Origin of the sequence: Streptomyces griseiscabiei, assembly GCF_020010925.1 — a bacterium.
GTDB classification, from domain to species: Bacteria; Actinomycetota; Actinomycetes; order Streptomycetales; family Streptomycetaceae; genus Streptomyces; species Streptomyces griseiscabiei.
In genome coordinates this window covers 3,427,219-3,442,836 of sequence record NZ_JAGJBZ010000002.1, presented here as the reverse complement: position 1 = coordinate 3,442,836, position 15,618 = coordinate 3,427,219, and the positions used below count along the sequence as shown (strand labels likewise).

General features: G+C 67.8%; 13 protein-coding genes. 2 read left to right on the top strand and 11 right to left on the bottom strand.

The features are described from left to right. Positions 1-7: 7 nt before the first annotated feature. The 7 genes from J8M51_RS32055 to J8M51_RS32025 form a co-directional block, all read right to left on the bottom strand. Positions 8-649, bottom strand: a complete 642-nt coding sequence (locus J8M51_RS32055) for a class II aldolase/adducin family protein (RefSeq protein ID WP_086762864.1) — start codon at positions 647-649, stop codon at positions 8-10. Beyond that, positions 646-1,929 carry a 3-oxo-tetronate kinase gene (gene otnK / locus J8M51_RS32050; RefSeq protein ID WP_267299642.1) on the bottom strand — a complete coding sequence of 428 codons (1,284 nt, stop codon included), beginning with the start codon at positions 1,927-1,929 and terminating at the stop codon, positions 646-648. Before otnK ends, J8M51_RS32055 begins: the two co-directional genes overlap by 4 nt. A gap of 160 nt (positions 1,930-2,089) precedes the next feature. After that, positions 2,090-3,127, bottom strand: coding sequence for an ABC transporter permease (locus J8M51_RS32045; RefSeq protein ID WP_218781392.1), 1,038 nt, complete (start codon positions 3,125-3,127; stop codon positions 2,090-2,092). Then, on the bottom strand, positions 3,124-4,107 hold the full coding sequence (locus J8M51_RS32040) for an ABC transporter permease (protein ID WP_218781393.1): 984 nt from the start codon (positions 4,105-4,107) through the stop codon (positions 3,124-3,126). Before J8M51_RS32040 ends, J8M51_RS32045 begins: the two co-directional genes overlap by 4 nt. Positions 4,108-4,130: 23 nt before the next feature. Further along, positions 4,131-5,609 carry a sugar ABC transporter ATP-binding protein gene (locus J8M51_RS32035; RefSeq protein ID WP_086752059.1) on the bottom strand — a complete coding sequence of 493 codons (1,479 nt, stop codon included), beginning with the start codon at positions 5,607-5,609 and terminating at the stop codon, positions 4,131-4,133. A 111-nt stretch (positions 5,610-5,720) separates the two neighbouring features. Further along, positions 5,721-6,767 (bottom strand): substrate-binding domain-containing protein, encoded by a 1,047-nt coding sequence (locus J8M51_RS32030; RefSeq protein ID WP_086752061.1) that lies wholly within the window; start codon positions 6,765-6,767, stop codon positions 5,721-5,723. A 131-nt stretch (positions 6,768-6,898) separates the two neighbouring features. Continuing rightward, a complete protein-coding gene (locus J8M51_RS32025; protein ID WP_179202869.1) occupies positions 6,899-7,873 on the bottom strand; it encodes an acetamidase/formamidase family protein in 975 nt (324 codons plus the stop codon). 103 nt (positions 7,874-7,976) lie between these two features. Here J8M51_RS32025 and J8M51_RS32020 point away from each other — a divergent pair, with 103 nt between their 5' ends. Continuing rightward, positions 7,977-8,201 carry a hypothetical protein gene (locus tag J8M51_RS32020; protein WP_143673065.1) on the top strand — a complete coding sequence of 75 codons (225 nt, stop codon included), beginning with the start codon at positions 7,977-7,979 and terminating at the stop codon, positions 8,199-8,201. A gap of 597 nt (positions 8,202-8,798) precedes the next feature. Here J8M51_RS32020 and J8M51_RS32015 read toward each other — a convergent pair. Next, positions 8,799-9,251, bottom strand: a complete 453-nt coding sequence (locus J8M51_RS32015; protein WP_086752068.1) for a nuclear transport factor 2 family protein — start codon at positions 9,249-9,251, stop codon at positions 8,799-8,801. A gap of 628 nt (positions 9,252-9,879) precedes the next feature. Between J8M51_RS32015 and J8M51_RS32010 the strand changes: the two genes are divergently transcribed. Next, positions 9,880-10,701, top strand: coding sequence for a hypothetical protein (locus tag J8M51_RS32010; protein WP_143673066.1), 822 nt, complete (start codon positions 9,880-9,882; stop codon positions 10,699-10,701). Positions 10,702-10,805: 104 nt separating this feature from the next. Here the strand turns inward: J8M51_RS32010 and J8M51_RS32005 are convergent, their stop codons facing one another. The 3 genes from J8M51_RS32005 to J8M51_RS31995 all read right to left on the bottom strand — a co-directional run bounded on the left by J8M51_RS32005 (position 10,806) and on the right by J8M51_RS31995 (position 14,885). Further along, complete coding sequence (locus J8M51_RS32005) at positions 10,806-11,354, bottom strand: snapalysin family zinc-dependent metalloprotease (RefSeq protein ID WP_086752072.1); 549 nt, start codon at positions 11,352-11,354, stop codon at positions 10,806-10,808. Between the two features lie 150 nt (positions 11,355-11,504). Further along, positions 11,505-13,355, bottom strand: a complete 1,851-nt coding sequence (locus tag J8M51_RS32000; RefSeq protein ID WP_267299641.1) for an ABC transporter permease subunit — start codon at positions 13,353-13,355, stop codon at positions 11,505-11,507. A 6-nt stretch (positions 13,356-13,361) separates the two neighbouring features. Then, a complete protein-coding gene (locus tag J8M51_RS31995) occupies positions 13,362-14,885 on the bottom strand; it encodes an ABC transporter substrate-binding protein (protein ID WP_267299640.1) in 1,524 nt (507 codons plus the stop codon). Between the last annotated feature and the right edge of the window lie 733 nt (positions 14,886-15,618).

The window sequence follows — 15,618 nt, the reverse complement described above, 5'->3', positions numbered from 1 at the left end:
TCCCTCATCACCAGTGCGAACCGAACGTGACGGCCAAGTCCCTTATCGCATCTGGCGGCAACCCCGAGTCCGACCGCCCTGACGCGAGCCATACCCGAGCGGTCTCCTCCAGCTCCTCGAGGATCGCCATCGCCACCGACGGGTTCTCGGCCCAGACCAGTGGACCCAAGCGATCAAGCATCACGGCGCGCAGACGCGGGTTCCTTCGGAGGCGTTCCGCCACCAGGTGAGCCACGTCGGGATGTCCGGGACGCCGGTACGGCACGAGTGGCGTGTGACCCACCTTCATCACGTAGTAGGGGGTGAGGGGAGGGAGGATGTCCTCGGCCGACCAGACTCCGCGGAGCGTCAGGGCCACCAGATGCGTGGCGTGCGTGTGGATGACACAACCGGCATCGGGCACCTCCGCGTAGATACGCCGGTGCAGTCGCAGGGTCTTGCTCGCCCGCGCGCCGCTCAGCTGATTTCCGTCGAGATCGCACTCGGCCAGGCGGTCCGCTTCGAGAAAGCCCAGCGGGGCGTCCGTCGGCGTGATGAGGAACCCCTCGGAATGCCGGATGCTGATGTTCCCGGCAGCGGCGTGGACATAACCGCGCTCGAACAGGCTCCGGCCGACTCGCACTATTTCATCGCGTGGTTCCCGGGTCATGTGTCCGCCTTCCGGTCGAGCTGGGTGAACGCACGCGTGAAGAAGTCGGCGCCCCCGAAGTTCCCGGACTTCAACGCGAGATGGAGCGTTCGACCGGACCGGCGGGTGGCGCACCACGGAACCCCGGGGTCGATCTGGGCGCCGATCTGCAGGGAGTCGACGGCGAGCGCGTGCACGACGGCACCGGACGTCTCTCCACCGGCGACCACCAGAGCGCCCACACCGAGATCCACCAGCCCGACGGCGATGCGCGCCAAGGCGGACTCGATGAGCTCGCCGGCGTGCTGCTGTCCCACGAGATCCTGGAAGGCCTTCACCTCGGCCGGCGAGCGCGTCGAGTACACGAGCACGGGTTCACGCCCCAGCGCACGGGACGAGCGGTCGAGCACCTCCGGGACCACATCGACGCCCGACGCGATCCGGTCCAGGTCCAGGGACACGGCGGGAGCTCCGGTGGCGATGAACTCGTCCACCTGGGCGTTGGTCGCTCTGGACACCGAACCCGCGATCACTGCCGCGTGACCCGACGCCGGCGGAAGCAACTGCGCTTCGCACGAAGGCCGACGGGACCAGCCGCGCGCGAGGCCGAGCGCGAGCCCCGAGCCCGCCGTGACGAGGGGCAGGTCGGCCACGGCGGATCCCAGGGTGACCAGGTCGGCATCGGAGACAGCGTCCAGTACGGCGATCCGCACGCCGTTGTCACGTCGCAGTCGTCGAAGCTCGTCCGCGACAGCCTCCGGGCCGGCGAGAACCGTCGCCTCGGCGATCAGTCCCACCGGATGGATCGTCTGCCTGCCCAGAACGCGCACGAGATCGGCGTCCGTCATCGGTGTGAGCGGATGGCTCCGCATGCCGGATTCGTTGAGCAGCCGGTCGCCTACGAACAAATGGCCTTGATAGACCGTTCGTCCGACGGCCGGGAAAGCGGGGGCCGCAACGGTGTAGTCAGCCCCCACAAGGTCCAACAGGGCGTCGGTCACCGGTCCGATGTTGCCTTCGTCGGTCGAGTCGAAGGTCGAGCAGTACTTGAAGTAGAGCTGCTCGGCACCGGCTTCGCGAAGCGACTTGGCCGCTTCCACCGACTCTCGCACCGCATCGGCCACCGGCGCGGTCCGCGTCTTCAGGGCCACCACGACCGCGTCCGACTCGAACTCCTTGAGCGTGCCGACTGTGGGCACCCCGATGACCTGCGTGGTGCGCATGCCGGAGCGTACGAGGTTGTTGGCCAGGTCTGTGGCACCTGTGAAGTCGTCGGCGATGGCGCCGAGGCGAATGGTCACGGCCGGCTCCTTACTGTGCGCTTCGACCCGTCCAGCATGCACTGCACGCATGTCATCATATGATCCTCTCACCCAAAGGGGGTAGGGTTCGACTGCTCCGCTCAGCGTGTCCACGTGCCGTTCGACGCCCCGGGAAGGGAGGCGCGGTGCGACTGGCCTGCTACTCCGATCGCTGGCCCGAGATCCTGACGTAGGCCCACGCAAGAGTGAGCACGATGACGCCGTAGATGATCTGCCGCATGCCCTCGCTGGTGTCCAGGGTGAGCAGAAGCCGGTTGAGCAGGGTGAGGATCAAGGTGCCCATGATCGTGCCTGAGTAGCCCCCGATCCCACCCATGATCGATGTCCCGCCGATGACCACGGCGGCGATCGCGGGGAGAAGGTATCCGTTGGTCTGGTCAGGCCCGAGGGATGACGAGATACCGGAGAAGAGCAGCCCCCCGAGCGCGGCCAGGACTCCGGCGATGGCATAGACGGCGGTCAGGACCATCCAGACCCGGACGCCTCCGAGCCTGCACGCCACCGGGTTGTCACCCACTGCGTAGATGCAGCGTCCGAGACCGGTCTGCCTCAGGCCCCAGATGAGAATGATCGAAAGTGGCACCCAGAGCAGCGCACTTGCCGGGATCGGGCCGATGAGCGACCCGCCTCCGAGGTAGGTGACGAGGGGGATGACCGTCTTGGAGCCGGAGAGGAAGCCGCCGCTCTTCATGCCGACCACGATGATGCCGAGCAGTACCGACGACAGACCCAGGGTCATGATGAGTGCGTTGACCTTGAAGACGCCGATGCCGATGCCATTGACGACGCCCACGAGTATTCCCACGCCGAACGCGAGGGCGAGAGCCTGCAGTTGGCCGGCCCCCGCCTGATTGGCGCAGACGTAGGCGGCCAGGTTCGCCGTCATCGTGATGCTGAGGTCGATGCCCCCGGTGAGCATGCAGATCGTCTGTGCCGCGGCGAAGATGCCGAGCGGCGCGGCGAGGAGCAGCAGCGAGCGGACACCCTCCGCGGAGAACATCGCGGAATCCTGGCTGCCGGAGATGAGGTAGAGGACGACGAAGACCAGACCGAGAGCCAGCACCGGTTGGTCGCGCAGCCGCTCGGCCAGCGCTCTGCGGCGCGATCCGTGAGCGTCCTGCGCCTGGGCAACAGTCACCATGTCCGCCTGCTCCAAAGGCTTCAGGGTGCCGCTCATGCCGATCTCCTTTGTGCCTGCAGCCAGCCCCCGACGAGGACGACGATGATGAGGATCACGCCCCGTACGGTTTCGGCCGTGTTGGGGTCGACGCCCATGCCCAGCATGACCGCCGGGATGAGGCTGAGGATGAAGGCGGCGAGGACCGGTCCGGCCATGCCTCCCGTCCCGCCCTGGAGCGCGACGCCGCCCAGGACCACGGCTGCCACCGCGCTGAGCAGCATGCCCAGCCCGGTCGAGGCCCGGGGCTCGGCGCTGGCCGTGTAGGCGGTTGTCGCGACGCCGGCGAGTCCGCAGAAGAGACCGGACAGGGCGTACGCCTTGATGCGTGTGCGTCCCACGTCCACACCGGCGAGGAACGCGGCCTGCTTGCTGCTACCCAGGGCGTACAACGCCTTCCCGAACCGGCTGCGGGCCAAGGGAATCCAGATGAGACCGATGGATGCCACGAGCCAGCAGAGGGACGGCCAGGGGTTGGCCAGCCCGCCGACCACGAGATCGACGAATTCGGGAGAGGTTCCTCCTCCTGGACCTCCCAGGAGGAGGAGCGCGGCACCCGGCAGCATGAAACTGACGGCGAGCGTCACGACGATGTCGGGGACGCCGGACACGACCGAGATCCAGCCCATGAGAGCTGACAACACCACTGAGAGCGCGATGGCCAGCACGGCTACGAGGAGGCAGGCCGCAAGCCCCTTGCCCTGCATGAGCCAGGCCGAGAAGCAGTTGATGAAGACAACCATGGAGCCGACGGCGAAGTTGAAGCCGCCGGTGAGAATGACGACTCCCAGGGCGATCGAGACCAGTGCCAGCGAGAGTGTTCCGGCCGTTATGGTGCGAACCGCGAAGCCGCCGAAAACCGGAATCTGTCCGGCCCGCCAGACAAGCATGCCCACAAGGATCACTGCGATCGTGAGCAGCCAGCCGTGCCTCCTGCGGAAGCGCTGGAACGTGGTCGACGGCGTCGGCAGGCTGGTCACCGAGTCCTGGACCGGGACCGTACTCATCCGACGACCTCCTGGTCCACGATCACGCCGTACATGGCCTGCAGCATCTGCTCCTCGGTGGCGCCTGGCAGCAGGGAACCCACGATGGTCCCCCGCCGTAGAACCAGAATCCGGTCGCAGACGAGGTTGGCTTCGCGCAGCTCGCTGGTGTACATGAAGACCGCCTTCCCGTCGGCTGCCAGTTCTCGGACCAGTTCGTAGATCTGATGCTTGGCGCCGATGTCGATCCCGCGGGTGGGGTCGAACAGCAGCAGGGTGTCGAAGCCGGCCGCCAGCCACCGGGCAATGGTGAGCTTCTGCTGGTTGCCGCCGGAGAGTCGTCGGCTCTGCGCGGCAGCCCGGGTGTCGATGGAGAGGCGTTTGACGACCTTACCCATGACCTCGCGCTCGCGACGGGCGCTGAAGGGGCCCCAGTGCCGGACCGAGGCTCGGAGGGGAAGGGCCACCGATTCGTGAATGGGTCGCTGAGGGAGCAGCGCCATCAGTCGGTCACTCGGCACGAGGACCATCCCTGCCTTGATGGCGTCCGCGGGGTGCCGCGCCCGTATCTCCTTGCCACGCAGGGCGATCGTTCCGGCGCTGGAGCGCTGATCGCCGGCCAGACAGGCGAACAGTTCGTCCTGGCCCTGGCCTTCGAGCGCGATCAGCCCGACCACCTCACCGGCACGGACCTCGAAGCCGACGTCGTGGACCTGCCCGTACGCCAACTCGCGCACGTCCAGGAAGCTCTCACCGAGCTGCGACGGAGCGCGCTCCACGATGTCCGAACGGTCGACGTCGGCGTCCCCGCCCAGCATCGAGGAGACGATGCGCTGTTCGCCGCCCTCCCTGGGCACGAAGGACGCGACGGTGCGTCCGTCCCGGAAGACGGTGCAGTTCGTGCAGTGACGAATCACCTCGTCCAGACGGTGCGAGATGAACAGCACCGTTCGGTTCCGCTCGACCTGCGCGGCCATCACCTCGAAGACCTTCTCCGCGAGGTCACGAGGGAGAGCGGCCGTGATCTCGTCCAGGATCAGCAGACGCGGTTCGTGGCTCAGTGCGCGAGCGAGGTCGATCATCCGTTGGAAGGGCAGGGGAATGTCACCGGCCTTCTCCCGCAGATCCAGCGTCCCGAGCCCCATCCGCCCGAGTTCCCGACGTACGCGCTCGGTGGAACTGCCGGTGAGACGGCAGTTCTCGACGACGGTCAGATCCGGAACGAGTGCCGGGTCCTGGAAGACCGACGCGATGCCCCTGCCGAGACCCTGGTGAGGGTTCGCCAGTTTCAGCGGCGCGCCGTCCATCGTCAACTCGCCCGCATCCAGACCCACCACGCCGGTGAGGATCTTGACGAAGGTCGACTTCCCGGCTCCGTTGGCGCCGAGAAGGGCGTGGGCCTCGCCGGGGCGTACCTCAAGGTCGACCGACTTCAGCGCGCGCACGGGTCCGTAGGACTTGGACACACCCTTCGCGGTCAGCAGCGGTTCAGCCATCAAACTCTCGATTCTCTGGTGTCCGGCACGAATGACCGGGTGACCGGTGGCCGCGTCGCCCCCCGTGCTGACGCAGCCACCGTCCATGTGTGCGAGGGTTCGCGAGTCGCTCTACTCGCCGGGGCCCTTGCAGGCCAGGAGCTGGTCCTTGGTGAAGTGCGTCAGACCGTCGATCGACATGGTCGTGTTGAAGGTCTGGTCCTGGCCGGGGACGTACATCGACTGGAACTGCGACTTCTTGTCGGCCGAGGTGAACACCTTCGGGGTGATCTTGAAGTCCCGTTCGACGTCCTCGCCCTTGGCCACGCGCAGCGCCACGGACAGCGCCGCGCCGCCGATGACGGCCGGGTTCGTGACCATCACGCCCGGCGCACCCGCAGCCAACTGCTTGACGAACTCGTTGGACTCCTGACCCCCGACCGGCACCGGAGTGCGTCCCGCGGTCTTGATGGCGTTGACAGCCGTGTACTCGGTGCCAGAGGTCCACACCGCGTCGTACGGCTTGGTGGTCAACTCCTGAACCGCGATCTCGCCGCCCTTGGTGTAGTCCCAGCCGGTCCAGACTTCCTTGAGCTTGATGCCGGGATGGTCGGCGAGGGCCGCCTGGACGCCCTTGTCCCGGTCGGTGTCCGCCTGAACGCCCTGGATTCCACGCATGTACAGGACGTCGCCCTTGCCGCCGATCATCTTGGCGAGCGCCTGCATCTCGAGCTTGCCCCACGCGACCTGGTCGTTGGTCACCACGTGCGCCTCGGGCGCGGTGACGGCGGAGTCGACGGCCACCACCGTGATGCCCTGCTTGTCGGCCTCGGCGATGATCGAGTTGAGCTTCTCCGGGTCGGACGGATTGACGATGAGGACGTTGACGCCCTGCGACACGAGGTTCTGGAGATCCTGGATCTGGTCGGTGGGTCCGCCGTTCTTGCTCACGACCACGACCTTGGAGACATCGCCACTGGCGAGTGCCTCGGCTTTGATCGAACAGATCAGTTCCTCGCGCCATCCGTTGCCGGCAAGGGTGTTGCTGACACCGACGACGAGTTTGCCGCCGTCTCCGCCGCCGCCGGCAGCCGCAGTGTCACCGCTGCCGCATGCCGTGGCGGATGCGGCGAGGACGAATGTCGTGGCCAGGGCGGTCAGTGCTCTGGTACGCATCATGGAGGTGCCCTACTTTCTCAACAGGTTCAGGAATGCTGCGGCCCAGATCGAATCGAATGGATTCCCCGACCTTGTGTCGGTTCACCGGACCTGCACGTGCCACACGGATGACGCGACAGGGATGACGAGAGTCATCGCTGAGAGCTCTGCAGGGCCTCCTTGGGAAACTGGACACCGACGCAGCCCTTTGTCTTTTCTCCGAGATACGTGCAGTAGACCCGGACTTGCACTTCGGGATTGCCGTTGAAGTGGGTGACCGCCTTTCGCGGGTCGACTCCGAAGTCTTCGACGAGCCAATCGAGCAGCCACAGGTGCGCCTGTCTGACGGCGTCCTCCCACGGCCGCTGGGAGGCGAGCTGGATCAGATGCGTGGGGCTTTCGATACGGACGAAGGGAGGCTGCTTCCCCTTGATGACCCCGCACGCGAGAGTGACGTCGGCCTCGCATTCGTCCGCTGAACCCACGAACTCGGTGGCTTGGCTCGCCTGTACGTCGCCGGCGTACAGCAGTGCCCCTTCATGCGCGACCGGATAATAGATGCGGTGGCCCTTCTTGATGTCCACCGCGTCGAGGTTTCCGCCGAAGCGGGTCTGCATCGTGAAGGTGTCGTGCCCCTGCTCGGGCCGCTGGGGGACGACGCCCAGACAACCGATGTGCGGCTCCAGGGCCCAGCTCGTCCCGTTGCTCAGGTGCCCCGTGCCATCGGCGGTTGTTCCGCTCTCGCCGGCGCGATGTTCGACCAGCTCGGTGAACGGCTCACTGAGCTCGGGGTACTTCGTCCCCAGAAGTGGACCGACACCGCCCTGCGTGGCCACGAAACCCACAGGGCCCGGGACGATGTCCAGGACGTCGACGACCAGGGTGTCGCCCGGTTCGGCTCCTTCGACGAACACCGGACCAGCGGCCGGATTCGAGAACCCCTCGGTGAAGATTCGCCCCAGCGTGGCCTCGTCGAGGTGATCCTCCGTGGTGCGGATGTGGCCGTTCAGCGCGTCTCGCGTTTCCAGGACGAAGGGTTCCCCTTGGGCGACTCGAAGCTGGGGCTCCCTGACGGCGAATTCGTACGAGGTCGCGTCTTCACGGCGGACTCGTCGGGGTGCGCTCACGCGTTTCTCCTTTACGACAGCAAGGTGCTTGAACATGCTGATGAGTGCGAACGGCCAAGGGGTGTCTCACGTGGCCTGATGTCCGCGCGGCATGATGCCGGTCGTGGGTGTCGATCTGTCACAGCGGCTGGTTTCCGATGAACTGTGGGAGCTGATCGCCCCGTTGCCGCCGTTGATGTACGTGTCGGCCGCCGGTTTCGCATGGCGGTATCCGTCACCGACATTCGGTATGTCCGATGCGGACCGAGTCGGGCTGGTGGAGTTTTCGACCGCACAGGGTCGTGTTGGGGTGTCGGACGATATTCGCCTCGGGGGCGACGTCGACTGAACCTCCGCGATCGTCGACGCGGTGTCCGCCGGGACGAGAAGAGGGAAACCTGACCGGACCGAATACGGTTGATCGCGGCGAGAAAGGCAGCGAACCGCACGACCTGTCCGACGCTCAGGGCATCCCGCCGGTCGGTCGCGGTGTCCAGGACGAACCTGCACGGCAGCCACGGGTGCGGACCGCTGATCCTGGCGATTGCCCGTCGTCCGCTCCAGGCGTGGGCCGGGCCCATGACGACCGGTCGAGTGCGGCGAGCGGCAGAGCCACAGTCGCAGCCACAGTCGCAGTCGCAGTCGCAGTCGCAGTCGCAGTCGCAGTCGCAGTCGCAGTCGCAGTCGCAGTCGCAGTCGCAGGATGATCGAGCGGTCGATCTCCTGGCTGCTCGGCTACCGTCGGCTCACCGTCCGACGTGAGGTAAGGGCGGCCACTTGCTCGTCATCCTCGCCGTCGCCTGCGCCTTGATGTGCTTCAGGAAGCTCGCAAGCATCATCACGCGAGACAACCTCTCAGGTCGGGGTTCGGCCGGCGGCCGAGGCGGAGAATCGCGGCTCGACGACTTGGGAACAAGGCCCGGACTGTCGTGGCCGACAAGACGACTCAGGCTTGGATGATCTTCCAGTACGAGTCCTTGCGGCTGATGAAGCCCGCGTCGTCCAGCTGCATCAGGTCACAGCCCTGCACCTCGATGCGCTCACCATCCACAGAGGTCCCGGTGAGCACCCAGCGCGACACCCCGAGCTTGCCCATGGCCCAGTGCTCGTCCCTGCCGTAGTGCATGTCGGGCAACCAGCCGAACCGGTAGGACAGGATCTCGCGAACCGCGGCCTGCCCCTCGAAGCGGGTCCCCCACGTCTCCGGTCCTCGAGGAGTCTCCAGCACGCAGTCGTCCGCGAAGAACTCCATGATGCGGTCGACGTCGTGCTTGTTGAAGGCGTCGAGGAAGCTACGAAGGTCGTCGTCCTGCCACTCGCGTGAACGGATGGGGCTGCGGCGGCCGTTCGAGCCGAGCTCCCCGCCCGACGGGGCCTGCGTGAGGTTGGTCTCAGTCATGACGTCATCATATGACCATATGAGCAGCGCGTCTAGATGTCCGAATATCAGAGTGGTGACGGGCTTGCGTGGTGGCGGGTTCCGCCGTGCGGGCTGTGGCGTTGTCGCGGCTACCGGCCCCGTGCCGCGCTGCGTACGGCAGGCCTGTTGCCCGTTGGAAGCCGGACGTCCTGTGCGAGGCGAGGCGGAAGATGAACAGCAGGAGCCCGGTCAGTGACATCCTCAGAACGCCCGCTCGACACTTTTTCGCCAAGATACATCCCATGACTGTGGGGTGGAGATCTCCATGTGCCCCATCGGTCCACTGTCCATGGTCGACCTTGATTGTTGACCGAGACCTCGCCGAGACCCGCTCAATAGCCCTCTGAACTGGCAAATACCTGTTGGCGGATGACCGCGGCCGACACCTGTGCCACCCGCCACCCAGCCCCCTCGCCCCAGAGACCGACACTCAAATCGCCGCAATGACCCTTGATTAGTCCCATGAATCATGGTTGCTGATCAATCGCGCGCTCCCTAGCATCGCTCGGCGACGCCTCAGGCATCCTGCTGCCGAGGCGTCGGGCACAGCACGCATGCGACGCAGACGTCGCGTCCACCCTTCCTGAAACGATCAGGGGATCCGTACGTGAGTTCACGCACCATGATCAAGCGCACCGCGGTAGCCGCGGCACTCGGCCTTGCATCGGTCCTGACCTGTGTGTCGCCGGCGAATGCCGCGACCAACCTCAGAGGCATCGAGCCGTTCAACACCGACAAACTCCTCATGACCGTCTGCAACGGCCGGACCGACTGGCCCACCTACTGGTGGCTCAACATCGAGACCGGCGAGGTCATGGAGGACGGCGTCCATGGCATCCCGGGCGAGAGCATCCCCCACCCCTGGGAACGCTTCCAGGGGTACTGCACCTACCCGCAGTCGTCCAGCTGGACTTGGACCGGAGCGGAGAAGCAGGTCAGCGACACACTGGTCAACTGCAGCTCCGGCTCTCAGCTGAGCCAGAACCTTCAGATGAACGGCCAGACGACCAGTACGACCACCCACAGCGTCACCGGTTCGGTGGGCATCGAGTGGAACATCATCGAGAAGGTCCTGTCGGTCGATGCGGGCGCCGGCTACTCCCGCAGTTGGTCATACGCGAAGTCCTCGGGCTGGTCCACGACCACCGGCATCACCGTCCCGCCGAAGCGGGTGGGCTGGATGGCGATGCGCCCGCTCATGCGCACCGTGCGGAGCAATCCCGTCTTCCACGTCACCCGCTACTCGTGGGGCGCGCCCGGCACTCGCAAGCAGGTCGACTCCTACTCCTGGCGCGGCCGCGGCTACAACGAGATCACGTCCTACGGCGCCTACTACGACGCCGTGGGCAACGTGCTCAATTCAGACGGCACACCGAAGGGCCAGTACGTGGCGCGCGACCGCGCGGTGAACAACTCCGACCGCTGCTGATGCCACCGGCGGGCCGGCCACACGAGAGGTCCGCGATGTCTGCGACGTCCGCGAGGAAGCGGGCCGACGGACGTACGTGTGCGTGGTGGCGCGGCGGCGAACGCCTAGCGTGTGGCGCTCGACGACGCCCACCACGGGACCCGGGCACCGACGTCGTACTTGGCGAAGAAGTCGGCGACGGCGGCGGTCTCGGCGGCGTCCGGCTGGTCGTTGGGGCAGTCCGCTCCGCCTGCGGCACCCGTCATCACCTTGGAGCAGGGGCCCCGGCCCGCATCGGGAAGCGAGAGGATGTGTCCCAGCTCGTGGACGACGATCCGAGTGGGCTTGTACAACCGGGCGTCCCCGACCTCGAGATACACCCAACCGCGGCCCGCGCCCTTGATGTTGACGTGGGACTGGACTCCCCTGGCCGTCGTGTACTCCATGACCCGCAGAGCCGCCGGTGTGTCCTGCTCGACGAACTTGATCGTGGGGACGGCCTTGTTCCAGATCGCGATCGCCTCGCGGGACGCGTCGGTGTAGGAGCCGGCGAGGAGCAGGTCGATCGGGATGATCTCCGGTTCCGGGGCGGCCGCACCGGCAGGCGTGCCGACACCCGTCAAGGCCGCGCAGGCGATGACGACGGCCGACAGCGGTTTCAGTACTCGGACCACAGAAGTTGCCTCCACGCGTTGACGAACAACAACGCAACGTAGTGACCTTGCATGTGCACCTCAAGATTGCATCCGGCCAAGACCCACGGTGCCGATGCGGCCAACGGGCGGTCGACGCAGTGCTGTTGGGGGCCATGTCGTCGCAGAGGCTCAGCGCCCTCGAGTCGTCGTCCACGGTCCACGGCCGAGCGCACGCACCGTCACCGTCATGTGCCGCCGGATCGTCCGACCGGTCCCGCCGGCCGTAGGCCGTCCGGCGGTCACGGCGTCCGTGCCGGAGAGGGCGAGGACGGAGAGGAGGACGAGTGCGCAAGCGGGGCCGAGTACGGTCCAGGGCGCGAGTTCGACGTACGGCTGGTTCTCCGACAGAAGACGGCCCCACTCCGCCGTGGGCGGCTGCTCACCGAGACCGAGGAAGCCCAGCGAGGCCAGGACGAGGACCGTGGTCGGCAGGCGCAGGAGGGCGTTGCGCAGGAGGGACGGCAGCACGGCGGGCAGCAGGTGGTACCGGAGGAGATATCCGGGACCGGCACCGAAGGAGACGGACGCGAGCATGTGGCCGCTGGCCCGCTCCTGTTCCAGCAGGGCCGCCGCCTGGGCGGCGTAGGGGGTCCAGCCGACCAGGCAGACGGCGAGCGCGGCACCCCAGGCGGACGGGCCGGTCACCGCGGTGGTCAGGAGTCCGGCGAGGACCGCCGGCATCGTCGACACCACTTCCGTGAGCCCCGCGCCGATCTGCGCCGCCAGGCCCAGCACAAGTCCGGTGAGCGCGCACACGGCGGTCACCACGAGGGCCACACCGACCGTGCGCAGCGCCCCGTGGCCCAGCCTCGCCAGCAGATCACGGCCGAGCGCGTCGGTGCCCAACGGGTGTGCGGAGGACGGCGGGAGCAGCCGGGCCGCCGTGTCGACGTGGAGGGGGTCGCGCAGCAGTCCGGCGGTGACCAGGACGAGCAGGGCGAGGGCACAGGCAGCGGCGGACCAGCGGGCCAGGCTCCCCCGGGAGAGGGCGGGCGCGTGCAGGGCGGGCAGGGCACCGTCCCGCAGGGCCGGGCCGAGCAGTGCGCGGCGTACGGCACGGATGACGAGGCCGGCGCCGACGCCGAGCAGGATGAGGGTGAGTGTCGCGGTCTGCAGCGGCGGGAGGTCCTGGGCGACTGCGGAGTCCAGGGCGAGGCGGCCGAGCCCGGGTATGTTGAAGATCTTCTCCACCGCGACGGCGCCGCCGACCAGGGCCACGACGGTGGGCAGGAGCTGCGGAAGCACACCGGCCAGGGTGCGGCGCAGGGCGTGCCGGGCGATGCGACCGGGCGCGTATCCGTAGGCGCGCCAGGTCCGGGTCCACGGTTCGTTGAAGGCGGCGGGCAACGACTGGTCGAGCAGACCGCCGATCATCGCTCCGGACGGAACACCGAGGGCGAGCGCGGGCAGCACCATCGACGCCGGCCCCGCCCACCCACTGGACGGGAACCAGCCCCACCACACCCCGCACACAGTGGCCAGGAGCGAGGCGAGCAGGAACTTGGGCAGCGCGGCCAGCACGGCGACCCCGATGGTCCCTCTCCCCCGGTGCAGCCGTCGCCGGGAGCCGAGATACAGGGTGCGGACACTGACCAGGGCGGCCACCACGATCGTGACCGCCAGCGCTCCGAGCATCAGCGTGAGCGAGACCGCGAAGGCACCCGTCACCTGGGGAAGAACCGCTTCGCCCGACACCCAGGAGGTGCCCGCGTCACCACGTGGCAGTCCGCCCAGCCAGTGCGCGAGATGCGCGAACGGCCCCTCGTCCAGCCCCAGTTGTTCCCGGACGACGGCCAGTTGCCGCGGAGTGGGATCGTGGTCGGCGGAACGGGCCCGCAGGACGGTCAGCGCGGGGTCGTTGCCGGAGAGCCAGGGCAGCAGGGCCACGGCCGTCAGCAGCGCCGCTCCCGCGGTGAGGCGGCCGAGGCCCGCCCGCCACCGGGACGGGGAGGCCTCGGTACGGACCGAAGTGAAGCTCACCAGCTGCTACTTCAGGCGGGTGTCGACGTCGATCAGGGAGCGCTCACGAGGGTCGAGGAGCACGCCCTCGACATCGGTGGAGATCCCCTGGACCACCTTCTCGTGGACCAGCGGCACGACCGCGTCGGTACGCAGGATCTCCGCCTCGGCCGACATGATCTTCTGCTGTCGCTTCGCCGTGTCGCCTTCCTCCGCGGCGGACTTGATGGCCTCGTCCACCTCGGAGTCCTTGAGACCGGCGATGTTGTAGACGCCGCCGCTCGTGTAGTCGCTCGCCAGGTACGCGACCGCGTCGCCGGTGTCGAGGAGGGTCACCCGGGAGAAGACGAGGGCGTCGTACTTGCCCCCGAGGAGATCGGCCTCCATCTGGGTGTACTCGCGCACGTCCTGCCGCACGGTGAACCCGGCCTTCTCCAGCTGCTGCTGGAGAACGGTGGCGGCCTCCGGCAGTTCCGAGCGGTTGGTGTAGGTGGCCAGGCGCAGGGTCTTGCCCTTGGTCTCGCTCTTCACCCGCGCGGTGCTCGCGGCCTCGGCGCGACCGGTGACCTCGACACGCTTGTCGGCCGCCCATGGCACGGCGGGCCCGAACAGTCCCTGCGCCGGGTCGGCGTATCCGCTGAAGACCGAGTCGACGAGCACCGAGCCGTCCACGGCCTCCCGGACGGCCGCGCGCAGGGCCGGGTCGGTGAAGAGGCCGCCGCCGGTGTTGAGGATCAGGCTGTCGGTCCGGACCGACGGCACTTCGTGGCGGGTCTTGGTGTCCAGCAGTTTCGTCTGCGCGGTGGGGATCCACTCGGCGATGTCGACATCGCCCGCGCGCAGGGCGTTGGCACGGGCGGTGCCGTCGGCTATCCAGGTGACGTCGATGCCGGACGCCTTGGCCTTGCCGCCCCAGTAGCCGTCGTAGCGGTCGAGTACGGCCTTGGACTTGCCGGTGAGCTTCGTGATCTCGAAGGGGCCAGTCCCGGTGCCGACGGGGCTGACCGTACCGTCCTCGCCGTACGCCTTGCCCGCAAGGACGGCCAGCGCCGGGCTGGCGAGCCGCAGCGGGAGCACCGGGTCTGCGGACTTGGTGCCGATGGTGACCGTGTCGGCGTCTTCCGCCTTCACCGTGAGGGTCACGTCGCTGAGGACGCGGGGCTTGGGTTCGGCTGCGTCCGCGTGGCCGAGCGCGTCGACGACGGACTCGGCCGTCACCGGCGTGCCGTCCTGGAAGGTGGCTTCGCGCAGCTCGAAGGTCCAGGTGGTGGCGTCGGTCTTCTTCCAGGACTTCGCCAGCGCCGGCACGGCGACGCCGTTCTCGTCCAGCGCGGTGAGCCCCTCGGCCACGGACAGCTTGCTCAACACCGTGGCGTCGTTGCTGTAGGGCGACAACGCCTGCACCGGCGGCACCGCGAGGGCGACGCCCAGCCGTCCCGCCGACCCGCTGTCCGCCTCCGAACCGGAGCCTTTTTCGTCGGCCACGAAGCAACCGGTCAGCAGCGGGGTGAGGGCAAGGGTCAGGAGGAGACCACGGGGGGTCGTACGCATGGAGGGTCCTGTCAGGCGAGAGACGAGGGAGTGATCCCCTGGGCGCCACGATGAGAGCGCGGCGAGCCGGGCCAGCATATAAGGCAAGCCTTACTTGATCTAGCCGGGCCGGTGGATTCTCAACCGATGAGACGTCTCGGGCTTGCCATCGCCTGGTCACGGCACCCCGCGACCACAGAATTTACGGTGGTCCTCGCCGGCGCGGGAGAGCTGCTGCCGGCCAACGCCGAGGCAGGTCGGCCGCTGGACCTGCCCGCCGACGCCGAGCGACGCGATGCCACGGACGGGCAGTGTGGCCACGCTGCCCGACACCTCGGAACTGCAGGCTCTCGCCGACCGGGAGGCCGTGGCCAGGGACCCTGATTTCGCCGACGTCGCGACCGTCGGCCTCAAGGAGCCCGGTCCTGGAGGGTGTCGAGCCGGTCGGGCCGAACCCCGAACCGCGCCGCACAGCGGTTCACGGTACCTAAGGCGCCGGGCCCCTCTCCCTCGAGGGAGAACTCATCCGCTTCACCCCCCGGAACCCCGCAGACCTGAGTTCTCCCAGGGGTGGCGGGCCCAGGATCCCGAACCCGCCCGGCCCGCCCCGGACTCCGGCCTCCACTCACCTCTCACTCTCACTCTCACTCTCACTCTCACTCGCACTCGCACTCGCACTCGCACTCGCCATGCTGCGCGACGCCCCGGCAGGCCCGGGCGCCCACACCCGAGCCTCCACGCCAACCGCGTTCCG